This window comes from Thalassobacillus devorans, from assembly GCF_011761345.1.
In the GTDB taxonomy this organism is placed as follows: Bacteria; Bacillota; Bacilli; order Bacillales; family Halobacillaceae; genus Thalassobacillus; species Thalassobacillus devorans.
This window is the reverse complement of the sequence record NZ_JAASRY010000007.1, coordinates 49,520-75,178: the sequence shown is the minus strand read 5'-3', so window position 1 is coordinate 75,178 and position 25,659 is coordinate 49,520. Positions and strand designations below refer to the sequence as shown.

The following is a 25,659-nucleotide window of genomic DNA, read 5'->3' as shown; positions in this document are numbered from 1 at the left end:
CGAACTGAACAAGAGCCATTAACGATCCGTTAGTGGCTCCTTTTATAAAAATTTATTAAAGGAGGGGGATGGGATGGAAATTAGGGATATTCCCCAATCGACAGCTTCACCTGTACTGAAAGATGAGAAGTTCGGAAACAGCGGTGCTGAATTAGCAGAGCCAACAAGCGAAGAAGAAATCGCGAACGTTCTTCGCAGAGCGAATGAGGAAGGTAAGAAGGTGGCTATAGTTTCCGGAGGTACGAAGCGGGGATATGGCGGTTTGAAAAATGATTACGATATCCTGCTTTCGCTGTCTCAATATAAAGGAATCGTCGAGCATACAGCTGGTGATATGACAGTTACCGTTCGTCCGGGTACAACCATTAAAGAACTCCAGCAGTTTCTTAGTGATTTTGGCCAGATGGTTTCTTTAGATCCAGCATGGCCGGAACAAGCAACAATTGGAGGTATCATCGCCGCAAATGAAAGCGGTCCCAAACGAATGAAGTATGGTTCAGCAAGAGATCAGGTCATCGGTTTAAGGGTGGCTTATCCTGATGGCACGATCATACGCACGGGTGGGAAGGTCGTAAAAAATGTTGCCGGCTATGATATGAATAAGCTATTTATTGGTGCTATGGGCACACTTGGAGTGATTACGGAAATCACCATGAAGCTGCGCCCTGTCCCAAAAGCAGAAAGCCTGGTGAAGCTGTTTGTACCTAAGGAGCAGCTGCAGGCTCTAAAAGAATTCATCGTTAAAATCCAGGATTCGATGATCGAACCTGCTTCGCTTGAAGTGCTTAACCCGGCTCTTTCCGAAAAGCTATTTAACCGGGAAGTATATACGTTACTGGTTTCTTTTGAAGATGTGGAAAACTCAGTCCGGTACCAGGAACAGTGGATGGAAGATCATGTCCCAGCTGGATTGAGTGTAGCAATTTTCGGCCGGGATAAGGCAAAGGAATTCTGGAAGGATTTTGCCAACCTGGCTCCGAACAGCCTGACCGATCAAGAATCAGGCAGTACAAAAGCTGTGTTGAAAATAGGCACGAAGAATATGGATGTCCTGGCCATGATGGCAGTGGAGGAAACCATGTCGGATATCGGTCAGTTGGATATAGAGATACATGGCGGGTTAGGGCACGGGATCACTACCGTCATTATTACAGGGGAAGAATATCCAGTGCAGCAAACTATTCAACACTTCCGAGCGGAAGCAGAAAGTAAAAAAGGTTATGCTGTTGTGAAGCATTTGCCTGTTAAGCTTCGGAAGGAAATCGATGTATGGGGAAAGAAACCGGCCTACTTTTTCTTACTTGAAGGTATCAAAAAGACAAACGATCCAAACAATACGTTGAATTACCAGCGCTTCTTAGGAGGGATATAAATGGCTAAGAGTTTAGCGGCACAGCTGGAAGAAGCAGCTCCGCCATGTGCGGAAGCCAGTCCGAGTAATTATTTACTGAAGGACCATCCTGATGAAAACAAATGGGCCGATTGTGTCCACTGCGGCATGTGTCTGGAGTCATGCCCTACATATTTAGAAACCGGGAAAGAGCAACATTCCCCACGGGGACGCGTACACCTGATCAAGTCGGTTGCGGAAGGGCAGATCAGTGTCACTGAACAATTTGCTGATCCTGTCTTCCAGTGTCTGGACTGCCGTGCCTGTACGACTGCATGTCCAGCAGATGTCGATGTGGGAGGGCTGATAGAAGAAGCGCGCGGCCAGGTGCGTCAGGCGCTGCCGCTGAAGGGATGGAAAGGTGCGGTCAGCGGATTTTTCCTGAAAGGGCTTTTTCCTCATCCGAACCGGATGCAGACGGTCGGCAGCTTTCTTAAACTCTATCAAAAGAGCGGCCTGCAGTCGGCCGTGCGTAAAACGGGGGCACTTAAGATTATGCCTTCCCATTTGGCTGATATGGAGGCAATCATGCCTGAGATAAAGCAGCCCGTACAAAAGAAATTCAAAGATTATAAGTTTATTCCTGCTGAAGGACAGACAAAAGCAAGAGTTGCCATGCTGACCGGGTGTATCATGGATGTCATGTTCAGTGATATCAATGAATCTACCATCAATGTGTTGACCCATAATGGCAATGATGTCGAGATTCCCAAGAAGCAGACCTGCTGCGGGGCGCTGCATGTCCATGCTGGAGACCGGGATATGGGGAGGAAACTCGCAAAGCAGAATATTGAAGCATTCGAGGATGCTGAAAAAGTAGTCGTCAACGCCGCAGGCTGTGGATGTGCACTAAAAGAATATCCGGAATTATTTAAGGACGACCCGGTATGGAAAGAAAAAGCGGAAGTTTTTTCAGAGAAAGTCCAGGACATTTCCAAATACCTTTATGATACAGGTTATGAGAAACCAAAAAGTGAGATAAATAAAAAAATCACCTATCATGATGCCTGTCACTTAGCTCATGGGCAAGGGGTCAGACATGAACCACGCCAACTGCTGAATGATATCCCAGGCGTAGAATATACCGAAATGGCCAATTCCGATACATGCTGCGGCAGTGCCGGAATCTATAACATTACCAATCCCGAAATGGCTGGTGCTGTGTTAGATAGAAAAATGGAACATGTCCCAGAAGAAGTAGAGATGATTTCAATGGGGAACCCAGGCTGCATGCTGCAAATGGCAATGGGGGTACAAAAACACGGGCGGAGAAGTGAGATTGTCCATACGGTGCAGCTGCTTGATTGGGCTTATCAAAAAGATAAAGAGGCCATGAAATCCACAACGGGCAAGGGGTGAGTGAGTTTGTTCAAATCTAGAAGGAAGAAGAAAACACGTAGAGATGAGCACATCGAACAAATGGCCGCTATTGTAGGGCAAAGCGAGATCCTTTTTGAAAAGGAGGACCTGCTTTCTTATGACTGTGATGGGTTCACCGTACACAAGGCGATGCCAAAAGCAGTAGTTTTCCCGAAAAACACGGAGGAAGTAGCTGCACTTGTAAAATATTGCGCGGCACATGACCTTCCGTTTTTGGCTCGTGGAGCTGGCACAGGACTGAGTGGTGGAGCGATTCCGCTAAATGGAGAAGTGATTATCAGCCTTGGGAAAATGAAGCACCTCCTCCATGTCGACTTTGAAAATCGTCAGGCGGTCGTACAGCCTGGTTTCGTCAATTTAAAATTAACGAATTCAATTTCAAGTAAAGGCTATTATTATGCCCCCGATCCATCCAGCCAGTATGTTTGTACCATCGGAGGGAATGTCGCGGAGAATGCTGGTGGTGCCCATTGTCTGAAGTACGGGGTGACAACCAATCATATTTTAGGTCTGGAAGTCGTCCTTCCAAATGGAGAAATCATCGAAATCAGTGAAGATGGCATCCCGGACAGCCCTGGATACGACTTGATGGGGCTGTTGACGGGATCGGAAGGGACGCTCGGTATCGTTACGAAAATCACGGTGAGAATTTTGAAGAACCCGGAAGGTAAACAGACGGTGCTTGCCTATTTCGATAATGTGGAGGATGGAAGCCGGGCTGTTTCCGGCATCATATCAGCGGGCATTGTGCCGGCAGCGCTGGAAATGATGGATAAAACCGCTATCGAGGGAGTAGAAGCCGGTACCTTTCCTGTCGGTCACCCGAAAGATATTGAAGCCCTGCTTTTGATTGAAGTAGATGGTATAGAGGCAGGAATCGACGAACAAATCGAACAGATCCTTAAGGTATGTAAATCGAGGAACGTTCGTGAAGTAAAAGTAGCGGAGAGTGAAGAAGAAAGAGGAAAATGGTGGGCAAACCGGAAGACGGGATTTGGAGCGATGGGGGCGATTTCACCGGATTATCTCGTTCAGGATGGAGTTATTCCACGGAGCAGACTGCCTGAAGTGTTGCAGCGCATCACAGAAATCAGCGAAGAATCCGGTCTTCGGATTGCGAATATTTTTCATGCTGGTGATGGCAACCTTCACCCGCTGATACTGTTTGATTCCCGTATCCCTGGTGAAACCGAAAAAGCATTGGAAGCAGGTACTGCCTGTTTGAAAGCATGTGCCGATGTTGGTGGGTCGATAACCGGTGAACATGGGGTAGGTATTGAGAAAAAAGAAGAAATGCGTTTTATTTTTACGGATGAAGAACTGGATGCCCAAACGAAAATCAGAGACGTATTCAATCCTGATGACTTGCTCAATAAAGGGAAGCTGTTCCCGACACCAAGTCGTTGTATGGATATCAAAACGATCGTAAAAGACACGGTAGCAGTAAAATAACACAGGGAATAGACAGGAGGAAGGACAATGAAATTCGCACGACTCATACACATGGGGAAAACGCTCACTGGAGTGGCTGCTGATGGAGCTATCCAGGTAATTAGCGGTGATATGTATACAGAATGGGAATACACGGGAGAAGTCTTGGCAGAAGAAGAAGTTCAATTATTGGCACCAGTAATACCAGAAAAAATTCTCGGAATTGGGGCCAACTATGTCAGTAGCGAGGAAGAACTGCCGGAGCAGATACCTGACTTACCTGTTTTCTTTTTCAAGCCTTCTTCATCTGTTATCGGACCAGATGAAAATATCCAGATTCCAGAGGGAATTGAAGAAGTGAAGTTCGAATCAGAATTGGCTGTTATCATCGGAAAGGAAATGAAAAATGTACCGAAAGAAGAAGTGTTGGACTATGTATTCGGCTACACGATTGGCAATGATGTTACGGCTCCGCAATTTTTCCATGAGGCCGGGCATTGGACATTGGGTAAATCATTCGATACGTTCACGCCGCTAGGTCCTTATATCGAAACAGAGCTTGACCCATATGAGGTGTATGTGAAAGCAGAGGTCAACGGAGAGGAAAAGCAAAACAGTCCCACAAGCCTTATGATTGTTCCTTTGGCTGAAATGGTTTCTTATCTATCGAAAGTAATGACCTTGAAGCCAGGTGACTGCATCTTGACTGGCAGCCCTTTAGGAGCTTACCTCATCAAATCTGATGATGTTATAGTTTGCAAAATAGATGAAATCGGCATGTTAAGCAATAAAATGGTAAAGAGTTCTATATCGGTCGGAAACTGAATGGATGAATTTGTCAGGGGTTTAGCTGTGAAGTTGGTTTAATACGAGTAGCGAAGCCCCTGGCTTTTAGTTTATATGTTCTTTTCGTCCCACGTACATATCTTAAAGAAGGGAGGGCACTGGTGTAAGAGAAGTTAGTCTTTTTTAAAAAACGAGTGATAATAAAATAACGGAGGGTGAGTAATGAATACTGGAACCTTAGCACTTTTGTCGTTGTTACCGATTATTGCAGTTGGTATCTTCCTTGTAGGACTCCGGTGGCCGGCGAGCAAAGCCATGCCGATTTCCTACATAGTCGCAGTTCTGTTGGCATTGTTTGTCTGGCAAGTTCCTGGAGCAACGGTTGCTGCAGCTTCTGTCAATGGCCTGGTTGTCGCTGGAACACTCCTTTATATCATATTTGGTGCAATTCTTTTATTAAATACGTTACAGGAGAGCGGAGGAATCAAAACCATCCGTCAGGGATTTATCGACATTTCACCGGATAGACGTGTACAGGTCATCATCATTGCCTGGTTGTTCGGTTCTTTTATTGAAGGATCAGCTGGCTTCGGAACACCGGCAGCTGTAGCGGTCCCTTTACTTGTCGGTCTCGGTTTTCCGGCCATGGCCGCTGTCGTTGCAGGGATGGTTATCCAAAGTACGCCAGTTTCGTTCGGGGCAGTCGGTACACCGATTCTGGTCGGGGTCCAGTCAGGTCTGGCAGCGGATGCGACGATAACGGATAACTTCCTGACGTTAGTTACCATGGTTGGGGGCAGGGTAGCCATCATTCACGCCATTACAGGTACCTTGATCCCTTTATTCGTTGTGGCCTTGATGACAAGATTTTTTGGGAAAAACAAATCGTTCAGCGAAGGGCTTGCAATTTGGAAGTTCGCCTTGTTCGCTGCTTTTGCCATGACAATACCGTACGTAATTGTAGCGAATCTCCTTGGCCCGGAATTTCCATCCATGATTGGGGGACTGGTAGGGCTGGCTATTGTCGTATCAGCAGCTAAAAAAGGTTTCTTAATGCCCCCGAAAGAAGAGCATTGGGACTTTGAGGAAAAGGAACGTTGGGACCCATCATGGACTGGAAGTATTGAAATCAAAGATATCGCTCATAAAAGTGGCAGCATGTCGATGGTTCGTGCCTGGACGCCATACTTGTTGATTGGGCTGTTTCTTGTAATAACAAGATTGAAAGCGCTTCCTTTTGTGGATTGGCTCCAGGCGTGGAATGTAACAATGCCGAACATATTCGGAACAGAAATTACAGCCAGTTTTCAGCCGCTCTATTTGCCAGGCACCATCTTTGTACTTGTCTCGATCATTACGTATTTTATCCATCAAATGAACAGCACCTCCTATAAAAGTGCATGGAAACATTCAGGCAAGACGATGATTCCAGCTTCAGCCGCCCTTGTTTTTACCGTGCCAATGGTTCAGGTATTCTTGAACTCAGGTGGTGGCACGGCCGGTTATGAAAGCATGCCAATGGAACTCGCTACAGGAGTCGCAACGTTGACAGGAGATTTATGGCCGCTGTTTGCTACATTTGTTGGCGGATTGGGTGCCTTTATTGCCGGGAGTAACACTGTCAGCAACATGATGTTTTCCTTGTTCCAATTTAACGTTGGTTCCCAGATTGGTGTCGATGCACCTTGGATTGTGGCACTCCAGGCAGTCGGAGGAGCTGCTGGCAATATGATTTGTGTTCATAACGTCGTAGCAGCATGTGCCGTCGTTGGTTTAGTAGGGAAAGAAGGAGATATCATACGAAAAACAATATTCCCGTTCTTGTATTATGCTACATTTGCCGGCGGTCTTGGCTACAAGATTGTTTGGACCGCGGAAAAAGGAATCTTCAATATCGGTTCGATTATCGTAGCTATTATCAGCACGATTGCCGTCTATATCATCGCCACGAACCGCAATAGAATGGCAACCCTTTCCATTCAAAGTCAAAAATCTTGGAAATCAGCTAAATAAACAAAAATAAGCTTGTAGACGCCGATTGTCTACAAGCTTATTCTTTGAATTTCGAATTGGTATTGGCTTTCCGTATTCCCATTTTCGTTAAAATCATCTTCATTCTCATTATATTGGAAGTCAGCGAAAATTAAGTAGGCGAGAATTAGAGCGGCGACAATAAGTAAAACAGCAATTGCGGCAGCCAAATATCCAAATATCTTTTTCAACATAACTTCTACCCCCATGCCTGCTATAAGGCTACCAGACCAGGTAATGCCTGTGAATATTTGAAAAAAGATTAAGTTTCTTGCCGTGTTACTAAACTCAACACCTTATCACCGGGCTGGCCTTCCAGTTTATTTTCCGAGGTAAAGAATTGAACGCTTCCTTCATTTTTTAATATGGCTATCATGACAGAATCATCTGGAAGTTGAGCCTCGTAGTCTTTCAGTGTGAAGGATTCCGAAAGCTCTTCGGCCTGGAAAACAAAGCCGTGTTCTATTCGCTTCGTCAATGCCTCCCAGCTCATGCCTTCTTCGAATAAAATATTTCCATGGGTTGTATGAGCCAGGTCATTGAGGTGACCTTCTTCGTCTGATTTCAGGCTTAATTGGTAGACATTGCTGCGACCGAATTCTGCCATGAAGTTTGTGCTTACGAGCGCGTTATAAGAATCAAGCTCTGTTGCCGCTACCAGCTTATCATATGGGGTAAGGTCTAAACGGTATTCGGTTTTTTCTGAGAGAATTTCCCCATAATAAACCTTTTTAAAATCGTTTTGCTTCGCCAATTGGACACGCTCCCACGAAGCTTCTGTTAACAATACTGGAACTTCAAGATCACGAAAGGCAGATGCCAGTTTTATTGTAAAATGGTTGCTGCCGACAATTAATACCCCAGGGGTGGCATTAGCGGCAATGCCCAGCTTCTGTGCCAGCCAGGTGATAGAAAAACCATGGACTACAACAGTGGAAAAGACCAATCCAAAGGTAAGTGGCACTAATATGGAGGCATCCTCGAACCCTTCAGCGACAAGCACACTGGCAAAATAACCAGAAACCGTCAATGCAACGATTCCACGAGGAGCAATCCATCCGACTAATATTCTTTCTTTGAGAGAAAGTTCTGTCCGAATCGTCGATAATAAGATGGAAAGCGGGCGGACAATGAACAGCATCAGGATGACATACCAAAGGATTTCCATTTCCATCATGGAAAGCAAGGTGTCTAGTGACAGGGAAGCAGTCAGCATGATGAATATCGCTGAGATTAATAAGACGGATATGTTTTCCTTGAAATGGCGCATGTCATTAATTGAAGAAATGTTCATATTGGCCATCGTCACCCCCATGGCCGTTACGGAAAGCAGGCCTGTTTCATGCATGATTTCATTTGGGATGGTGAAACAGAGAATGACCACAACGAATACAATTGGCGACTTCAGAAATTCAGGGATGTAGCCATGTTTGAACATCCAGGCAATACACCAGCCTAACAGCCATCCTAGAAGAACAGCGAATCCTGACACAAGGAAAAACAATAACAGTTCGGTAACCGACACTTTTTCTAATACGAGAAAACGAATAATCTCATAAGAGAATACAGCAAGAAGTGCACCGAGGGGATCAACAATAATTCCTTCCCATTTCAGTATCGAAGCCGGCCGGGGTTTTAGTTTCGCCTGCCTCAGCATCGGCAGTACGACGGTCGGCCCTGTCACAATTAACAGACCGCCGATTACAAAAGAAACAGCCCAAGATAATCCGGCTACATAATGAGCCGTGAAGGAACCAAGAATCCACCCCAGGAAAGCTCCCAGCGTAACGATTCTTACTACGGAACGTTCAAGCCCTTTGATCTCCCGGAATGAGAGCTTTAAGCTCCCCTCGAATAAAATAATAGCAACTGCGATTGAAATGATTGGGTCATACACACCTGCAAAGGTTTCCTCCGGGTTCATAAAGCCAAAGATAGGTCCGGCTAACAATCCGACGACCGACATGACGACGATGGAAGGCCATTGGAACCGCCATGCGACCCATTGAGAACCGATACCGAGTAAACCAATCATCATAAATAGAAATAAATTTGAATCAAGCATAGCCACGTCTCCTTCAAAAGCACTGGTAGATTTATCTTTTACTATCCAGGCCCAGTACATGCGCGACTATGGTAATTTTTAATTAAAAACCGGCCATATTCCCATGGCCGCTTGATTCAAGATATTCGTTTATGGCTTCAGTACTACTTTGATGTTTCCGTCTTCTTTTTTATCAAAAATATCATAAGCTTTGGCTGCCTCGTCAATCGGCATGCGATGAGTGATGATATCAGTCGGATCGAATTCGTTGTTTTCGACCATATCGTATAGTTTCGGCATTAAGTGGATAACGGGAGCCTGTCCCATTTTCAGGGAAACATTACGGCTGAAGAAGTCACCGATCGGGAATCCGTTCGCTTCCGTGCCATAGACACCAGTCAATTGGACAGTACCAAACTTACGGACAGCCTGAGAAGCTGTTACGATCGGACTGATTGTTCCAAATTGGTTGTCATGTTCGGAACCGAAATCTTCATTTGGAGGCACGGTCCCATCCATTCCTACACAATCGATGACAACATCCGCTCCGCCTTTTGTTTCTTCATGCAATAGTGATCCGATATCCGGATTTTCTTTGAAATCGAACGTTTCTACCTGATTGGTTTTCTTTGCATGCTCCAGACGGTGGTCGACCTGATCGACCGTAATGACTCGCTCAGCCCCTTTGAGACGGGCGAATTTCTGAGCCATCAAACCAATTGGTCCACTTCCTAATATGACGACAGTGTCACCTTCTTTCACACCGCTATGTTCCACACTCCAGTAAGCGGTAGGGATGACATCAGATAAAAACAATACGCTTTCGTCATCCAGGTTGCTGTTTTCTGGAACCTTGAACGAAGTAAAATCAGCATAAGGCACTCTTAAGTACTCTGCCTGGCCTCCGGGGAAGTTACCGAACATTTCTGTAAACCCGAATAAGCCGCCTATTTCACCGTGTGGGTTGGAATTGTCGCATTGGCTTTCCATCTGGTTCTTACAGAAAAAGCATTCGCCGCACCCGATGTTGAATGGGATGACAACGCGGTCACCTTTTTTCAGGTTCTTCACCTCAGGTCCAACTTCTTCTACAATACCCATAGGTTCATGACCCACAATGTAATCCTGTTCCGGCTCGATTCCGCCTTTATATAAATGAAGGTCAGAGCCGCATATGCCACTGGCTGTAATTTTTACGATCATATCATCCGGCTGTTGGATGGATGGAGCTTCAATATCTTTCACTTGCATGTTTTCTTTTCCTTGAAAAGTTACTGCTTTCATTCCTTCACATCCTTTCCGTGTTGTAATGGGCTATAACCATTTTATAGAAATTCTAAACTCTGCGACTTTAGGATGATAGGGTTTAGAGAAGGGCAACTTCCTTCATAATAAAAGAACGGCCAGAGTTAATATCTGGCCGCTCTAGCGTGAATATCTTATTATTTATCTTACTTTAAGAAAGTTAAATTTTGTTAAAGGATTAAAGTATAAGAAAAACTTAGGCTTTCGCCATAAGGAATTGGCGATAAACCAAGTTTTCTAATGTTTATTCAGGTAATCAACGATCCCCATGGCACATACTTCGAAATCCACCTGCAGCACCTGGTAGACAGGATGGCTTTCCGGTATGTGATACGTTTGTAAGTAATCCGAAACCATTGCATGAAGCCGTTTTTTGACACCGGCTTGGCCTTCGTTATTAGCTAAGGCCTCTTCGCCTGCTGTTACAAACTGTGGGAGCCATGCTTCTACCTGCTGGAATACTTCTTCTGGTTCAGCAGACTCACCGAAATGGCCGAAGTAGATCCGGTCGACATCCATCTTACGGAATCTGTCGATGGAAGCACGCATAGCATCGGGGTCGAACTGATTCGGAGACGTAGAAGGCAAGTAGAAGGTCAATCCCTTATCCTGGGTTTGGTGATACCTTACGCCAACTGTATCTCCAGTGAAAATGCCGTTGCTTTTGGAGTCATGGATGCTGAAATGGTGTTTGGCGTGACCAGGTGAATCATAGAAGGTCAAGGTACAGTCCGGACTGATATTCAGGGTTTCTCCATCCCCTTTTACAAGCAGGCGATCTTCTGGAATCGGAACAATGGGATCAAACAATTCATCGAACGTGTCCCCATAGACGGCACGGGCGCCGGCAATCAATCGGGATGGATCAGCGAGATGGCGCTTTCCACGAGGATGGACGACTACTTCGGCATTAGGACATTCTTTCAATAAAAGTCCTGCACCGCCTGCATGGTCCAGGTGAATATGGGTCACAATGATATAACGGATAGCTTCAGGGTTGATATCCAACTCTTTCAAGCCCTCCAGTACATAGGCGATGGAAGGACTGGGTCCTGTTTCAATCAGGGTCATTTGATCTTCATTAAGTACATAGGTGCCTGTTCTGCCGGGCATCCCCAAATCATAACCATCAATCAACTGGATGCGGTTTCCTAATTCGATTGGAGCTTTTGTTTTCATTTGGCTCACCTCATAAAGAATTTCTGTCACTTCTTTACTACATTCACTTTTTAAACAAAAAATCCTTCTTTCTGACAGTCTTTTCAATGGGAAAAAATCTAACCAGTCAAAAGTCATAAATACACCAGACCAATTAGCTGTTTTTTTAATAATTGTTAAAATTTTCAGTACTCTTTGCTACGGTGGAAGTATTACTTTATTCAAGGAGGAAGATACATAAGATGCTGCCTGCAAAAGCGAAACAAATGGTTGTTATGTTGCTATGTTCTTTATTACTGTTTGCTCCTTATCAAACTTATGATAAGGAGCAAGTTACCGCCTCTTCTGAAAATGAGGCCTTAACCGATCAGCTGAATATGATTATGGCAGATGAAAAATTAGAAGGGGCACTGGCAGGCGTCAGTATCCGCTCTGCCGAAACAGGAGAGGTGATTTACGAACATGACGCTGGTAAGCGGCTGAAGCCGGCTTCAAATATGAAGCTGTTGACCGCGGCTGCTGCATTAGAGGTTCTTGGCCCTGAATACACTTTCCCGACTGAAGTTCTTGCGGAGGGAGAAATAAAAGGAAATAAATTGCATGGCGATCTATATTTGAAAGGGAAAGGCGACCCTACATTGATGGAAGAGGATTTTGAAGATTTGGTAAACGCCTTAAAGGAAAACGGTATCAAGGAAGTGAAAGGGAATGTGATAGCGGATGACAGCTGGTATGATGATGTCCGGTTGTCCGAAGATATTTCCTGGAACGATGAAACAAACTATTATGCCGCTCAGGTTTCTGCCCTGACAGCCGCTCCTAATGCAGACTACGATGCAGGCACCGTCATCGTGGAAGCACATCCAGCTGATACAGCCGGGGAGCCTGCGGAGGTCAAAGTTGTACCGGAGAACGATTATGTAGAAATTATTAACAAGGCAAAAACAGTACCAATGGATCAAGAGAAGGATATTTCTATTGAACGTAAGCATGGCACCAACCAGATTATTGTAGAAGGTGAGATTCCTGTTGAAGGGTTCCGTTCACGCTCCTGGGTTGCTGTCGATGAACCTTCCGGATTAGCATTGAATCTGTTCGGAAGTGCGTTAGATAAGGAAGACATAAAGGTAAAAGGGGAATTAGCCGGGGAGGGATCAGCTCCTGAGTCTGCTGAATTACTTGCTTCCAAACAGTCCATGTCATTGGAAGAGCTCTTGGTTCCCTTTATGAAACTAAGCAACAATGGACATGCGGAAACTTTAATAAAAGAAATGGGGAAAGTCGTTCACGGTGAAGGCAGCTGGGAAAAAGGGCTGGAAGTTGTGGAAGATTTCCTGATGGATATAGGGGTGGAAGCTGATACGCTACGACTACGGGATGGTTCCGGTATGTCACATGTCAACATGGTACCTGCCCATGAAATTTCTGAACTATTATATCAAGTAAGAGGAAAAGAGTGGTATCCTGCATATTTAGCTTCCCTTCCTGTGGCCGGAAATAGTGATCGATTTGTCGGGGGAACACTCCGTTACCGGATGAATGATACACCGGCAGAAGACAATGTTAAAGCAAAAACCGGATCTTTGACCGGAGTTACTTCACTGTCCGGTTATGTGACCAGCAAGGATGGGGAAGAGCTGATTTTCGCTGTAGTATTGAATAATTACCTTGGATCGGTTCAGGATATTGAAGATGAAATTGCTATCACACTGGCAGAATACGAATTTAGTAGTGAAGAATAAAAGGAAAAAACGGACTCTCAGCGTGGAGTCCGCTTTTTTATGGCGATTAGGCAATTAGAATTATTTTCACTAATGTAAAGGTTTTCATTGTGAGAATAGATAAAAAAGTCAGAAAATATATTGACATTCTCCCTGGCATCTTGTAGGGTAAGATTTAACTTAATTACGGAAAACATCCTTATCGCGAGCAGGGGAGGAAATTGGTCCCGTGAACCTGCAGCAACCTGTTATTTTCTCGAAGAAAATAATAAGGTGCTACGTCCAACAGACGCTGTTGTCTGAAAGATGAGGAAGAGAAAAGCCTCTTCCTCTGGGAGAGGCTTTTCTTTTTATTATCTGAAAGGTCTTCCTTAAAAAGGGTTTTCTAAATGACAGGGGGATTTTTATTAATTTTAAACTCATTAAACAGATAAATCTAATCAGATTTTAGGCAGCTAAGAAGTTTAACATATTTTTAAGGAGGCAGAAGAATGACAACAGTAGGATATTGGTTCATCGGTTTTGCATTAGCCTATACGTTCTTTTTGATTTTCATGAGCCAGCTCGGAATGAGGCGGGCGAAAGATGGTAACGGATTTTTCGTAGGAGGGCGTGGGTTCAATACTCTGTTTGTTACCGTTTGTATTACCGGATTGTTCTCCGGATCGTCATACATAGCGATTCTGGAGCTCAGCTATCTGACTGGGGTATCTGCGATCTGGTATGGCGTAGCAGAAACACTGCATGTCTTGATCATTGCCCTTGTTTTAATTGCTCCATTCCGTAAGCGTGCTTTGGTGACGATTTCGGGACTGCTGGGTGACAGGTACGGTGAAAAGGTTCGTGGACTTGCCGGAGCAATCACGGCTTTCACATTCCCGATGTGGTCGGTGGCGACTGCACTGGCATTTGCATCCGCATTGTCCGTGTTTACAGGAATTTCACTGGTATTGTCCGTCGCTTTAACTGCTTTGTTACTATTTGTTTATCTTCAATTCGGCGGTATGTGGTCCGTCGGATTTACACAATTGAGTAACGTCGTAGTGTTTTTCATTATGCTGGCGATCGGGACTTACGCATTTTTTATCAATCCAGGGATTGACGGCATCCAGACGCTGTTCCAGGAAAGACCAGAGTACGCATCATGGAACGCAGCCGGCCTGCAGACGATCCTGGCTTGGTTCGGAACCTTCCTTTTCAATGTCATTCTTGCTCAGGCAGCATTCCAGATGGCATTGTCCTGTAAAACGCCGGAACAAGGACGCCGCGGTTTAATCTACGCTTCGCTGCTCGGCATCCCATTGATCATCGGTGCTGTACTATTCGGAATGGCGGCCGCTCAAGTAGTACCTGGGGAAACACGCGGACTGGTGGCAGTTCCTCTGTACTTGATGGAAACCCTGCCGGCACCGTTAGTCGGACTGTTTTTCTTAGGTTTCTGGGCAGCTGCACTCAGTTGGGGAGCACCTTGTCAATTCTCAGGTGCAACAAGCCTTGGCCGTGATGTAGGAAAAGCTTTGAATCCCAAGGCCAATGAATTACAGCTGATCAAATATACCAAATGGTCCTTGCTGTTGTTGACTGGGTTAATGATTGTATTTGCATTGCTTCGTTCCGAACAATCCGCGTGGTGGAACGTCGTGGCATGGGTAACGAGAAACTCTGCGACATTTGCCCCGGTTGTTGCGGCGATTTTCTGGCCGGTCGTAACAAAACGTGCAGCTTTAATATCCTTGTTTACTGGTTCGGCATCCGGTCTCCTGTGGTATCATCTCAGTGGATGGGCGATTAATGACTTTTTCATGAATACACACCCGGTATGGATAGGAATGGGCATCAATATTATCACGATTGTAACAGTCAGCCTGATCGACAATGCCGGAAACTGGGTTTGGAAAGCGTCCTTCCGCAGTGCAGGGTTCTATTCCCTGGTCGCTGCTGTCGGACTGGCCATCGTCTTCTTCAGCTCATTTGACTTCCTGCTTGCCAGAGGGCTGGCCGGCATGGTTGGTCTGTTGATCGTTTGTGGGTTGTTTATCACCTGTATGAATTTTATAAAAGAAAAGAAAGAGACTGTTCCCGTAACGAAACAATGGAAAACGGGATGATAACGAAAAGAGAACGCGGATAGCTGATCCGCGTTCTCTTTTCTATGCCTGCTGTGATTTTTTGTTCGGGAAAAGCAAGCTGAATACGATACCGAAAAATGCTGCAATAAAGAAGGTCGTGAAGCGGGACGTAATGATGGAGTCCAGGGGTGTGCTGATCCATAATACGGTGAAAACGAATCCGGAAACGATGGTGGCAATTACCCCGACGCCAGAGTAACGTTTCCAGACAAATGTCAGGATGATAGCAGGAGAGAGGGTGCCCCCAACGCCGGCCCATGCCCAGCCAACTATTAAATAGAGCAGCGTATCTGAGACGAGAGCGATCGTCATACCGATTAATCCACAAACAATGATGATGACACGGGAGGCAGTCAGTAACTGTTTTTCAGAAAGATCCAGCCTTAATGCTTTATGCAGGATGTCTTCACTAATGGAACTTGTGACTACCATCAATTGGGAGTCAGCTGTCGTGATGATGGCTGCAAGGATACCGGACAGTAAAATACCTGCAACCCAGGCCGGCATGAGGTCCATAATCATTACCGGAAGGACTGTTTCCGTATCGGCAAAGGAACCCTGACTGTAAATGGTGATGGCCGTGACGCCGATCATGAAAGCTCCCCCGTAGGCTAGAAATGTCCAAAGAATGGCGACATTGCGGCCGGTCTTCACATCTTTTTCACTTCTTAGAGCCATGAATCTGGCACTTAACTGAGGCTGGCCGCCAAGGAATCCAAAAAACCAGGAAAAGTTGTTGAAGAACAATAGTCCGATGGCAAATCCGGCAGCACCACCGAACCAGGCATCGTGCGTGGACCCTGCATCAGCTAAAGCTGTTGGAATAGATAAGTCATTCGTATTGATATACAAAAGGGCTACAATTGGAAGTGCGACAAGTGTAATCAGCATCATGATGCTTTGAATCATATCCGTCCAGACAACAGAGATAAACCCTCCGGTAAAAGCGAGACCAATTACAACGATGGTAGCCAGAATAACCCCTAACGTTTCATTCAAACCAAAGGTGGTGAACAACATTTTTCCGGCCCCGGCAACCTGAGCGCTTAAATAGAACATGAGAAAACTGCTTATCAATATGGTAGCAAACCAGCGGATCAGATTCGCCTGCCCGCCGAAGCGGGCCGCCAGGTAATCCGGAAGGGTGAGTACGTTATATTTATCCCGCTCTTGCATGAATTTTTTAGCCAGGAACAACCATGAAAAAATAATTCCGAGTGCAATACCTGCTGCTACCCAGATACCGGATAAACCCGTGGCAAATACAAAACCCGTGTACCCAAGTAACAGCCAGGCCGATTCGCCTGTGGCACGCTCGGAAAATGCCAACGCCCACCCAGGCAGTTTTTTCCCTCCTAAAAGAAAGGCAGAATGGTCTAACTTCGTCCTGCTGAAATAATAACCAATTCCCAGAATGACAAGACAGTACAGGATGAATTCGACAATAATGATATTATTCATCTAATCTCTCCTTTAGTAAGTATGGCATCTCATAACGTTAGCGAGGTGCCAAGATTTTTCTGTTGTGCCTTTTGGTAGATGTGGTAGGCTGACAACGCATCAAATAAACCCATTCCTGTTGATTTAAACAGGATGGTTTGCTCACGATTGATCGATTGGACGCCCGTGACGACTTTTGAAAAAGGAATAACTTGAGAAGGATGGAGCCACTTTTGTTCTATTGGCTGGACAATATCACCGGACTCCTGGATGGCATCAGTACTATCTACATATACATTGTCGATCAGCCGGTAAACGGCATGCGGGAATTCGCGCATATCCGGTCGGAAAGAGCCGATACCAATCAGCAGTTTACCTTTTAATAACGCTTCATCATCCGGAAGAACCGGGTGACTTGATGTGGTGGCAGTAATAACCACTTCACTTTTTTCCACCGCATCTGCTGCTGAGTGGTGGATGCTGATTTTAATATGTTCACCTAATTCCTTTTGCAATTGATCGACAAAATCTATCATCCGGGCTTTGGACCGGTTGAACAGGTGAATATGCTTGATATCTCGTTCCGCACAAGCAGCCAGTGCCTGGTAGAAACCTTGCGTACCAGTCCCGATTAAAGCCAGGTTGGCAACGTCCGGGCTGCTCAGGTGTCTCACTGCTGAAGCCCCAATCGCTCCCGTCCGAAGGCCAGTTAAAACCGTTCCATTTAACATAGCGATGGGAGTGCCGGTTGTGGCATCATTCAACGTAACCAGTCCTTGAATTGCCGGAGTATGAACGTTTTTTGGATGGACAGCCACGAGCTTAGTGCCAATCACTTCTCTCGTTACGCACGGCATCAATAAAAAATCATTTGCACCATGAGGTACGCGCATTCTTGTTGGCATGTGATACTGTTTCGCTTCATATGTTTGATAGGCAAGATCGATACTGTCTGTCACTTCACTCATCGATACCGCCTGTTTAATCGATTGTTCATTGAGATAGAGCATGTAACTAGAACCTCCCAGCTTTACTAAACCACAGCATTTTCAATAACAAGATCATTCTCCTCAAACCGTTCGAATCGAAGGGGATTAAGGTCCAGTGTCTGGTAGCCGCCAGTCACCAATAGTTCCGCAAGGCATTTTCCTACTGCCGGTGCCTGCTGCATGCCATGTCCACTGAAACCACAAGCAAGATAATAGCCGGCTAGTCCAGGGTGCGGACCGATAATTGCGTTCTGGTCGCTGGTGTTATGACTATATAGGCCAGCCCATCCACCTGTGATTTTTGCCCGCTCGAAGTTTTTGATACGCTGGGCCAGAACCGGCCATAATTGCTCTTCAAAGAATGCCCTTGTCCAACGAAAATCGTAGCCAGGTTTCACTTTTTCAGAATATCCGGAGATGATTTCTTTTCCTTCATGTCGGAAATAGACTCCGGTCGGATCGATAGTAAGTGGTAATTCTTTTGTTAGGGGATCAGCTATATCAAATTGGATAACTTGCCGTTTTAATGGCACAATCGGGAGCGGCAGGTTTAATTTATTGCTGAGCACAGAAGCCCATGGGCCAGCACAATTAATAACACGGGGAGCATAATATGTCTCGCCATTATCGAGCTGTACACCAGTGACTCCATTTCGATCTGTTAAAATCCGGTCAACCCCTTCATATACATAATGAGCTCCCAGCTGTTTGGCCTTTTTAATATAACCCTGCATGACCGAGTAGGGGTCGAGGTAACCATCTTCCGCGCAATACAACCCTCCTGCAAGGTCATCCGTGTTTAGTTCCGGTATAATATCTTTTAGTTCATCGGGTAAAAGGAACTGGGAGGGCACGCCGTATCGCTGCTGCTTTTTCATCTGATTCTCCAATTGCTTACGAGATTCCTGATGTCCCAGGAAAAGGTAGCCTCTTTGCTTGAAGTCGATTTCCGCGCACTCGCCATCAACTGCCATATCCCTAGGGAAACTAAGATATCTTTTCAAACTATAGCGGCTGATCTGGATATTAATATCGGTGGTGAACAACTGCCTTATCCCCCCCGCGCTGCGCGGCGTTGAGGAAAATTCATAGAGTCTATCTTTCTCAAAAACAGTCACTTCACCAGTGAAGCCGTCCTGAAGCAAGTGATAGGCGATGCTTGAACCCATCACGCTGCCTCCAATAATAATGATGTCGCTTCGTTTAGCCATAAAATTCACCTCTTTTCAGCTTGTACTATGAAAATATTCGAGAAGAGAGGTTTTCATGAATAAAGGAGGGGAAGAGGAGCTCGTGAAGGAACTCCAAAAGTTAAATCAGGCGAACTTTTTCCTGGATAGAGAATGATAGCTTTTATAATTCCGGCTGTCTTTCCATTTCGCGTTAAAAACCTTCGTCCATTCCTGTGCCATTTTCCTATCCCGTATGATGACGATTACTTCATCATTCCTGTTTTCGGCTGAATAGGTGAAGTTGTAAGAACCGCTTGAAATCACCTGCTGGTCAGCGATCATTACTTTCAGGTGCATGATCCCTTCATGGTTATTTACTTTGACCGGGACCCCGCATTGCAAAAGTTTTTGGACATTGGCAGTCTGCTTATTAAGTGTCTTCGACTGACTGTCGTCTGTCAGCACCCGAACGTGGACTCCTCGTTTTGAAGCCTTGCAAATATGAGTGACAAAGTCTTCCTCTGTCAAAATGAATACCGCAACGTCCAGTGTGTGATTGGTGGCATCGATGATCCGCAGTAATTCTTCCTTCGGTGATCGGCTGCTTTTCGAAAAAATATAATCGATACTTTTATCGGTTTTCTTAAGATATTTAAGATAAACCGCATAACACGTGGCTCCGGCCACAAAGGTTAAACCTGCGGCAGTGATCACTTCCATTTATATCCCACCCTCTCTCCTTACATATATGAAGAAAATGGGTTGTCCCATACGCTAACCCGGCTTCTGGATGAAATTTTTAAAAAATCCGCACTAGCCCACCCTTAATTAGGTACCTGTCATAGGCTAAAGCGTAGGCATTCGACTTGCTGTTAAAATCAAGGAGGCGAATAGTAAGTATGGATCACGAATATTATCCGTATCCTGCTCCAGAACTTGTGGCTTCTTATCCACCAATGGAGATGGATTACGATATGAGGAATTATGACGATGAAAGGAACTATCCGTTTATCGGAAGTTTTGCGACTGGCCTGGCCGGAGGATTGCTTGGCGGGCTGCTCGTTCCGGGCTTGTATGGTGGCTATTATGGTTATCCTTATGCGCCGTATGGGGGTTACTACCCATACGGTGGGTATTATCCGTACGGAGGTCCGTGGTGGTAGGGCATAGAAAAAAACGCTTGTTACCGGGTTTTTTCCGGCAACAGGCGTTTTTTTACTTTTTCACTAAATATTAGGACTATTTATAAACTCGCAAATATTCGTTTGAGCAGCTATATAGCGACTTCTCTTCGGTCAGGAATGAGATAAATAGAAATGGGAGCGTTTTCACGGACTATCTCGCGTATATACATATAAATTACAAAAAACCCCTTGAATAATCACCTCAGCGTGTTACTATGAAAAACATTGAATTCACACACACGACAACTGCGAAAAAAAGGAGAGATGTCATTGTTTAATAAAACAATCGCTTTTTTAGGAGCCGGATCGATGGCTGAAGCTATGATCAGTGGAATTGTGGAAGCCGATACGATTCCGGTCAATCAGGTGATCGTAACTAACCGGAGTAATCAGGACCGGTTGAATCATATACAAACGAAATATGGAGTACGTACGACTCCCCTGCAACAATTGAATTACAATGAAGTGGACATTTTCATTCTGGCAATGAAGCCGAAAGATATTGATCGTGTCCTTGAATCGTTAAAAGATAAACTTACTGCCGATCAAGTGCTTCTATCTGTATTGGCTGGTATTTCTACTAGTCATATGGAAGAAAACATGAACGACGGCCAGCAAGTCATCCGTGCGATGCCAAACACATCCAGCATGGTAGGTGAATCAGCTACGGCGATTTCACCAGGACAATATACAGGCATCGATAATGTTGTTGCAGCTAAAGAGCTACTAAAATGTATCGGGAATGTATTTGTCATCGACGAAAAACAGATGGATATTTTTACAGGAATCGCTGGAAGCGGACCGGCTTACTTCTATTATTTAATGGAACACATCGAGAAAGCAGGCCAGGAAGGTGGCCTTGACCGCGACACAGCCAGAGAAATCGGTGCCCAGACAATTCTTGGTGCAGCCAGAATGCTTCAGGAACAGGACGACACATCAGCAGAGTTGCGGGAAAAAGTCACTTCCCCGAATGGCACGACTGCTGCAGGACTTGATGCATTAAATGAACATGGCGGCGGAAATGCCATCGCTCAGGCAGTAAAAGGAGCGGCAGCTCGCTCCAATGAAATGAGTAAAGCGAGCCGCGCAAAAGAAAAAGAACTTGTCACAAAATAAATGTAGCATAAAAATACACAAACGTGTATAATAATTTAAAAATAATTCATTAAATTGTATAAATATAATGGTCAAACGAGAGGATAGGAGTGATAGATTGACACAACAATCACAGAAAAAACGCGTAGTCATTAAAATCGGAAGTAGTTCACTAACCAGCTTACATGGAGAAATCAGCCGCAGAAAACTAGAAAAGATCGTAGATGAAGTCGTTCGTTTGAAAGATGACGGACATGAAGTATTGCTCGTATCCTCAGGAGCAGTAGCTGCAGGCTACCGCAAGCTTGGCTGTCTTTCAAGACCAAGCACATTGCCGGAGAAGCAAGCAGCAGCATCCATCGGGCAAGGATTACTAATCGAATCTTATTCAGACCTCTTTTTATCCCACGGGTATGTTGCTTCACAAATCCTGATTACACGCAGCGATTTTTCAGACGAAAATCGTTACGAGAATGCTAGAAATACCATTAATGTCTTATTGGAGAGAGGAATCATCCCGATCATCAACGAGAATGATACGATTACCATCGACCGATTGAAGTTCGGTGATAACGATACTCTTTCTGCTAAAGTCAGTGCCCTTGTCGATGCAGATAAACTCATAATTCTTTCTGACATTGACGGGTTGTACAATGCAGACCCTCGCAAAAACAAAGATGCAAAACTACTAGAAAAAGTCCATGAAATCACACCAGAAATTGAAGCAGCTGCAGGAGATCCTGGAAGTGCGGTCGGCACCGGTGGCATGAAATCAAAGATTGATGCATTCAAAATCACGATGGCATCTGGAATTGCAGCGTTTCTAGGAAAAGCGAACGCTGCGGATATCATCTATGACGCCGTCTATCAAAAAGCACGCGGCACCTATTTTGAATCGAAGCCGGAAACGTTGAATCTTGACCATAAGAAACAATGGATTGCTTTCAATTCCGGTCCAGAAGGGGAAGTAGTCATTGATAAGGAAGGTAAGAGCTTGATTGTGGAAAGCAAAGAAGGGCTTCTTCCAGGCAACATTCATCATGTCAAAGGCCGCTTTAAAGAAGGAGCGGTTGTCCGGATCAAGGATGTCCATGGAGAGGATATCGGGCTTGGCGTTGTCAATTATTCTTCTAAACAAATCAGTCAGATTGTCAGCATGACGGAAGAAGAGATTGCCGAATACAAGCAAGCTGCTGTAGAAAAGAAACATCTTGTCTGCCATCTGGAAGTTTCCGTTCCAGTCGGCGTGTAAATAAAAAGGAGGTAAATGATGACAACCATCAAACCAACAGTGAATGTGGAAGCGCAGGCGATTGAAGCGAAGAAAGCTGCCAAAAAGATAGCGATGTTGACGACAGAGGAAAAGAATCAGACACTCAACCTTCTAGCAGATAAGCTGGAAGCAGAGTATGAAGCCATACTTGAAGCCAACGAAAAGGACTTGGAAAACGGCCGCGAGCAAGGCTTTGAAGATGCTTTTATGGATCGTCTCGCTCTTTCAAAGGAACGTATTTATGATTTTGCCAATGGACTTCGTGAAGTTGCAGAACTGGAAGATCCAACGGGGCACGTTTTGTCTGACTGGACGCTGGAAAACGGTCTTGGAGTAGAAAAAGTAACGGTTCCTCTAGGTGTTATCGGAATGATTTACGAGGCTCGTCCGAATGTGACGGTCGATTCCACCGGTCTTGCTTTGAAATCCGGAAATGCGATTGTCTTGAAAGGTGGCTCATCTGCTATCAATTCCAATCGTGCAATTGTAGAAGTTCTGCATCGTGGCCTTGAGGAGACGAAAGTACCGAAAGAAGCAGTACAATTCATTGACAGCACAGCACGTGAAGCGACACAGCAGCTGTTCACCATGAAAGAACACGTCGATGTTTTAATTCCACGCGGAGGCGGATCCTTAATCAGTGCTGTTGTAAATAATGCGACTGTACCAGTACTGGAAACAGGCGTCGGTAACTGTCACGTGTATATTGATAAGGATGCAGAAGTTGAAAAAGCATTAAACATTCTGGTCAATGCAAAAACAGACCGTCCTGCCGTTTGTAATGCTGCGGAGACACTGATCGTCCACAAAGACTGGTTGAATGAAAATCTTGATGCTTTGACGAAGGCATTGAAAGATAATGATATCAACGTCCATGGCGATGAAGAAATTGTTAACGTCATGCCGGATGCTGTTGAAGCTGGTGAGTCCGATTGGGCGAATGAATACTTGAGCAAGGATATCGCTATTAAAACGGTCAACGATGCTGCCGAAGCAATCAATCACATTGAAACTTACGGCACGAAGCACTCAGAAGCGATTGTTACTGAGAATGCAGAGACAGCAAACATGTTTAAGAGTCTGGTAGACGCTGCTGCAATCTATCATAACGCATCTACACGTTTTACCGATGGTGGAGCACTCGGTTTCGGCGCGGAAATCGGAATCTCTACTCAGAAATTGCATGCTCGTGGACCTATGGGCTTGCCTGCACTGACAACAGTTAAATATATCATGTCCGGAAACGGTCAAGTACGCTAATTGTTTGTTATACCCCGGGGCCTCCAGTAAATGGAAGCTCTGGGGTTTTTCTATGCAATAAAAAAAATCTATGAATAATTATGTCTTTTATGTTAATCTATTGTTAACCATTAAATAATGCAGGTTAACGTTAACGAAAAAGACAGGAGGATATTACATATGAAGAAGAAAAAGTTCACGGCACTTGATCTGACGATGGGGAGCTTGTTTGTTGCTTTGACAGCAGTCGGAGCTAACATTACGTCTATCGCTCCTTTCATGGTGATCGGAGGAGTTCCGATTACATTGCAGACGTTTATAGCCATTCTGGCAGGTATCGTTCTGGGAAGCCGCCTTGGTGCGTTTTCCATGTTTGTGTATATGGTTCTGGGTTTAGCGGGTGCACCGATATTTGCTCAATTCAAAGGCGGGGCAGGGGTTATGTTATCGCCGACTTTCGGATTTATCGTATCTTTTATTCTATTAGCTTATGTTGCCGGTAAAATGGTAGAAGCGAAAAGAAGCTTTCCAATGTACGTCAGCGCTGCTCTTGTCGGGATGGTCATCAATTATATCGTAGGAACCAATTGGATGTATGCGGCTTATCTATTCTGGTTTGAGGCACCAGAAGGACTAACCTATCAAATGGTATGGGCCTGGATGGCAGTTCCACTTCCAAAGGATATCATCCTATCCGTACTTGCCGGGTATGTTGGCTATCGTTTAGAAACAGGAGCACTGGCACATACGAAATTCCGTAAACAACAACAGGCAGTTTAAGAAGGGGGATTTGCATGAACTGGAATCTACTTGCTGAACAAGTACTCGCAGGGCATGAACTTTCAGATGAAGAGGGCCTTGCCATTTTAGAAAGTGATGATGATCATATTTTAGAGTTACTTCATAGTGCCTATCAAATTCGCAAACACTACTATGGAAATAAAGTAAAATTAAATATGATCGTAAACACTAAGTCAGGTTTCTGTCCGGAAAATTGTGGCTACTGTGCCCAGTCCATCGACTCGGAAGCGCCAATCCAAAAATACAGGATGATGGATAAGGATACGATTGTCCAAGGAGCTGAGCAGGCCCATCGGCTTCGTTCGGGAACCTACTGTATTGTAGCCAGTGGTCGCGGGCCGACGAACAGGGAACTGAACGAAGTGACAGCAGCTGTGCAGGAAATTAAAGCAAAATATGACATGAAAGTCTGTGCATGCCTTGGTCTTCTCCGCCCAGAGCAGGCGGACAAGCTGAAAGAAGCAGGCGTTGATCGTTATAACCATAATATAAACACTTCCAAAAACCATCATGATGCTATTACCACTACGCATACATACGATGATCGAGTGGAAACTGTCAATTATGCAAAGCAGGCTGGCATATCTCCTTGCTCTGGTGTCATCGTCGGGATGAAAGAGTCCAGGCTGGATGTGGTTCATATGGCTAAGGCCTTAAAAGAACTGGATGCAGATTCGATTCCCGTCAACTTTCTTCACGCCATCGATGGCACCGCATTAGAAGGTACCAATGAGCTGACTCCGATGTATTGTTTAAAAGTACTCGCTTTGTTCCGATTTATTAATCCCATGAAAGAGATAAGGGTTTCCGGAGGCAGGGAAGTCAATTTAAGAAGCCTGCAGCCTTTGAGTTTATATGCGGCCAACTCCATTTTTGTCGGGGATTACCTGACTACTGCCGGGCAGGAAGGTACGAAAGACCATCAGATGCTGAAAGACCTTGGTTTTGAAATTGAATACCCAGCGCCTCAGACTTTAGCTGAATAAAAAGCATGGACCCCAGGGTTCATGCTTTTTAATATGTTAGAGTTTAACATCCAGCGATAAGGTAAATGATGAATAGAAAAGTACAGGAGACGGAGGAATGGG

At 45.0% G+C, this 25,659-nt stretch carries 21 protein-coding genes and 1 riboswitch; of the genes, 13 read left to right on the top strand and 8 right to left on the bottom strand.

Annotation, left to right across the window (positions count from 1 at the left end; translation table 11 throughout):
* The first annotated feature begins 73 nt into the window (after positions 1-73).
* The 5 genes from FHS45_RS18230 to FHS45_RS18210 all read left to right on the top strand — a co-directional run bounded on the left by FHS45_RS18230 (position 74) and on the right by FHS45_RS18210 (position 7,000).
* A complete protein-coding gene (locus FHS45_RS18230; protein WP_062439365.1) occupies positions 74-1,372 on the top strand; it encodes an FAD-binding oxidoreductase in 1,299 nt (432 codons plus the stop codon).
* Entirely contained in the window at positions 1,373-2,749 is a 1,377-nt protein-coding gene (locus tag FHS45_RS18225) for a heterodisulfide reductase-related iron-sulfur binding cluster (protein ID WP_062439360.1), read from the top strand. It abuts the gene before it with no gap.
* A gap of 60 nt (positions 2,750-2,809) precedes the next feature.
* Complete coding sequence (locus FHS45_RS18220) at positions 2,810-4,222, top strand: FAD-binding oxidoreductase (protein ID WP_062440602.1); 1,413 nt, start codon at positions 2,810-2,812, stop codon at positions 4,220-4,222.
* A gap of 27 nt (positions 4,223-4,249) precedes the next feature.
* Positions 4,250-5,026, top strand: a complete 777-nt coding sequence (locus tag FHS45_RS18215; RefSeq protein WP_062439356.1) for a fumarylacetoacetate hydrolase family protein — start codon at positions 4,250-4,252, stop codon at positions 5,024-5,026.
* Between the two features lie 183 nt (positions 5,027-5,209).
* On the top strand, positions 5,210-7,000 hold the full coding sequence (locus tag FHS45_RS18210; RefSeq protein WP_062439352.1) for an L-lactate permease: 1,791 nt from the start codon (positions 5,210-5,212) through the stop codon (positions 6,998-7,000).
* A 29-nt stretch (positions 7,001-7,029) separates the two neighbouring features.
* Here FHS45_RS18210 and FHS45_RS18205 read toward each other — a convergent pair whose 3' ends face one another.
* From FHS45_RS18205 to FHS45_RS18190, 4 genes are all read right to left on the bottom strand, one after another.
* Positions 7,030-7,212: a hypothetical protein gene (locus FHS45_RS18205; protein WP_062439348.1), complete on the bottom strand. Its 183-nt coding sequence runs from the start codon at positions 7,210-7,212 to the stop codon at positions 7,030-7,032.
* Between the two features lie 68 nt (positions 7,213-7,280).
* A complete protein-coding gene (locus FHS45_RS18200; protein WP_062439345.1) occupies positions 7,281-9,083 on the bottom strand; it encodes a cation:proton antiporter in 1,803 nt (600 codons plus the stop codon).
* Between the two features lie 129 nt (positions 9,084-9,212).
* Complete coding sequence (locus FHS45_RS18195) at positions 9,213-10,346, bottom strand: zinc-dependent alcohol dehydrogenase (protein ID WP_062439342.1); 1,134 nt, start codon at positions 10,344-10,346, stop codon at positions 9,213-9,215.
* 258 nt (positions 10,347-10,604) lie between these two features.
* Positions 10,605-11,546, bottom strand: coding sequence for an MBL fold metallo-hydrolase (locus FHS45_RS18190; protein WP_062440598.1), 942 nt, complete (start codon positions 11,544-11,546; stop codon positions 10,605-10,607).
* A 221-nt stretch (positions 11,547-11,767) separates the two neighbouring features.
* Between FHS45_RS18190 and dacB the strand changes: the two genes are divergently transcribed.
* A complete protein-coding gene (gene dacB, locus FHS45_RS18185) occupies positions 11,768-13,267 on the top strand; it encodes a D-alanyl-D-alanine carboxypeptidase/D-alanyl-D-alanine endopeptidase (protein WP_082411892.1) in 1,500 nt (499 codons plus the stop codon).
* Positions 13,268-13,442: 175 nt separating this feature from the next.
* Positions 13,443-13,559: riboswitch (SAM riboswitch) on the top strand.
* 178 nt (positions 13,560-13,737) lie between these two features.
* Complete coding sequence (locus FHS45_RS18180) at positions 13,738-15,354, top strand: sodium:solute symporter family protein (RefSeq protein ID WP_062439338.1); 1,617 nt, start codon at positions 13,738-13,740, stop codon at positions 15,352-15,354.
* Positions 15,355-15,396: 42 nt separating this feature from the next.
* Here the strand turns inward: FHS45_RS18180 and FHS45_RS18175 are convergent, their stop codons facing one another.
* From FHS45_RS18175 to FHS45_RS18160, 4 genes are all read right to left on the bottom strand, one after another.
* The gene (locus tag FHS45_RS18175) at positions 15,397-16,836 is read right to left on the bottom strand and encodes a sodium/proline symporter (protein WP_062439335.1); all 1,440 of its coding nucleotides are present in this window, start codon (positions 16,834-16,836) and stop codon (positions 15,397-15,399) included.
* 29 nt (positions 16,837-16,865) lie between these two features.
* Entirely contained in the window at positions 16,866-17,825 is a 960-nt protein-coding gene (locus tag FHS45_RS18170) for an ornithine cyclodeaminase family protein (protein ID WP_062439331.1), read from the bottom strand.
* Positions 17,826-17,848: 23 nt separating this feature from the next.
* Positions 17,849-19,015, bottom strand: coding sequence for an NAD(P)/FAD-dependent oxidoreductase (locus FHS45_RS18165; RefSeq protein WP_062439327.1), 1,167 nt, complete (start codon positions 19,013-19,015; stop codon positions 17,849-17,851).
* A 105-nt stretch (positions 19,016-19,120) separates the two neighbouring features.
* Positions 19,121-19,696 (bottom strand): phospholipase D-like domain-containing protein, encoded by a 576-nt coding sequence (locus FHS45_RS18160; protein WP_062439324.1) that lies wholly within the window; start codon positions 19,694-19,696, stop codon positions 19,121-19,123.
* A 179-nt stretch (positions 19,697-19,875) separates the two neighbouring features.
* On the opposite strand from FHS45_RS18160, the gene FHS45_RS18155 reads away from it, so the two are divergent.
* The 6 genes from FHS45_RS18155 to bioB all read left to right on the top strand — a co-directional run bounded on the left by FHS45_RS18155 (position 19,876) and on the right by bioB (position 25,557).
* A complete protein-coding gene (locus tag FHS45_RS18155) occupies positions 19,876-20,139 on the top strand; it encodes a hypothetical protein (RefSeq protein WP_181949514.1) in 264 nt (87 codons plus the stop codon).
* 285 nt (positions 20,140-20,424) lie between these two features.
* Positions 20,425-21,279 carry a pyrroline-5-carboxylate reductase gene (gene proC, locus FHS45_RS18150; protein WP_062439321.1) on the top strand — a complete coding sequence of 285 codons (855 nt, stop codon included), beginning with the start codon at positions 20,425-20,427 and terminating at the stop codon, positions 21,277-21,279.
* 97 nt (positions 21,280-21,376) lie between these two features.
* Positions 21,377-22,510, top strand: coding sequence for a glutamate 5-kinase (gene proB / locus FHS45_RS18145; protein WP_243847195.1), 1,134 nt, complete (start codon positions 21,377-21,379; stop codon positions 22,508-22,510).
* A gap of 18 nt (positions 22,511-22,528) precedes the next feature.
* Positions 22,529-23,791, top strand: coding sequence for a glutamate-5-semialdehyde dehydrogenase (locus tag FHS45_RS18140; protein WP_062439315.1), 1,263 nt, complete (start codon positions 22,529-22,531; stop codon positions 23,789-23,791).
* Positions 23,792-23,950: 159 nt separating this feature from the next.
* Positions 23,951-24,550: a biotin transporter BioY gene (locus tag FHS45_RS18135; protein WP_062439312.1), complete on the top strand. Its 600-nt coding sequence runs from the start codon at positions 23,951-23,953 to the stop codon at positions 24,548-24,550.
* A gap of 14 nt (positions 24,551-24,564) precedes the next feature.
* Positions 24,565-25,557, top strand: a complete 993-nt coding sequence (bioB, locus tag FHS45_RS18130; RefSeq protein WP_062439307.1) for a biotin synthase BioB — start codon at positions 24,565-24,567, stop codon at positions 25,555-25,557.
* The last annotated feature ends 102 nt before the right edge of the window (positions 25,558-25,659 follow it).

Excerpts from the sequence above, each read along its gene's own strand:
- FHS45_RS18155 (WP_181949514.1), top strand. The coding sequence starts at position 19,876 with ATGGATCACGAATATTATCCGTATCCTGCTCCAGAACTTGTGGCTTCT.
- FHS45_RS18135 (WP_062439312.1), top strand. The coding sequence starts at position 23,951 with ATGAAGAAGAAAAAGTTCACGGCACTTGATCTGACGATGGGGAGCTTG.
- FHS45_RS18205 (WP_062439348.1), bottom strand. The coding sequence starts at position 7,212 with ATGTTGAAAAAGATATTTGGATATTTGGCTGCCGCAATTGCTGTTTTA.
- FHS45_RS18220 (WP_062440602.1), top strand. The coding sequence starts at position 2,810 with ATGGCCGCTATTGTAGGGCAAAGCGAGATCCTTTTTGAAAAGGAGGAC.
- FHS45_RS18210 (WP_062439352.1), top strand. The coding sequence starts at position 5,210 with ATGAATACTGGAACCTTAGCACTTTTGTCGTTGTTACCGATTATTGCA.
- FHS45_RS18180 (WP_062439338.1), top strand. The coding sequence starts at position 13,738 with ATGACAACAGTAGGATATTGGTTCATCGGTTTTGCATTAGCCTATACG.
- FHS45_RS18200 (WP_062439345.1), bottom strand. The coding sequence starts at position 9,083 with ATGCTTGATTCAAATTTATTTCTATTTATGATGATTGGTTTACTCGGT.
- FHS45_RS18225 (WP_062439360.1), top strand. The coding sequence starts at position 1,373 with ATGGCTAAGAGTTTAGCGGCACAGCTGGAAGAAGCAGCTCCGCCATGT.
- FHS45_RS18190 (WP_062440598.1), bottom strand. The coding sequence starts at position 11,546 with ATGAAAACAAAAGCTCCAATCGAATTAGGAAACCGCATCCAGTTGATT.
- FHS45_RS18170 (WP_062439331.1), bottom strand. The coding sequence starts at position 17,825 with ATGCTCTATCTCAATGAACAATCGATTAAACAGGCGGTATCGATGAGT.
- FHS45_RS18165 (WP_062439327.1), bottom strand. The coding sequence starts at position 19,015 with ATGGCTAAACGAAGCGACATCATTATTATTGGAGGCAGCGTGATGGGT.
- FHS45_RS18140 (WP_062439315.1), top strand. The coding sequence starts at position 22,529 with ATGACAACCATCAAACCAACAGTGAATGTGGAAGCGCAGGCGATTGAA.
- FHS45_RS18195 (WP_062439342.1), bottom strand. The coding sequence starts at position 10,346 with ATGAAAGCAGTAACTTTTCAAGGAAAAGAAAACATGCAAGTGAAAGAT.
- FHS45_RS18175 (WP_062439335.1), bottom strand. The coding sequence starts at position 16,836 with ATGAATAATATCATTATTGTCGAATTCATCCTGTACTGTCTTGTCATT.
- dacB (WP_082411892.1), top strand. The coding sequence starts at position 11,768 with ATGCTGCCTGCAAAAGCGAAACAAATGGTTGTTATGTTGCTATGTTCT.
- FHS45_RS18230 (WP_062439365.1), top strand. The coding sequence starts at position 74 with ATGGAAATTAGGGATATTCCCCAATCGACAGCTTCACCTGTACTGAAA.
- bioB (WP_062439307.1), top strand. The coding sequence starts at position 24,565 with ATGAACTGGAATCTACTTGCTGAACAAGTACTCGCAGGGCATGAACTT.
- FHS45_RS18160 (WP_062439324.1), bottom strand. The coding sequence starts at position 19,696 with ATGGAAGTGATCACTGCCGCAGGTTTAACCTTTGTGGCCGGAGCCACG.
- proC (WP_062439321.1), top strand. The coding sequence starts at position 20,425 with ATGTCATTGTTTAATAAAACAATCGCTTTTTTAGGAGCCGGATCGATG.
- FHS45_RS18215 (WP_062439356.1), top strand. The coding sequence starts at position 4,250 with ATGAAATTCGCACGACTCATACACATGGGGAAAACGCTCACTGGAGTG.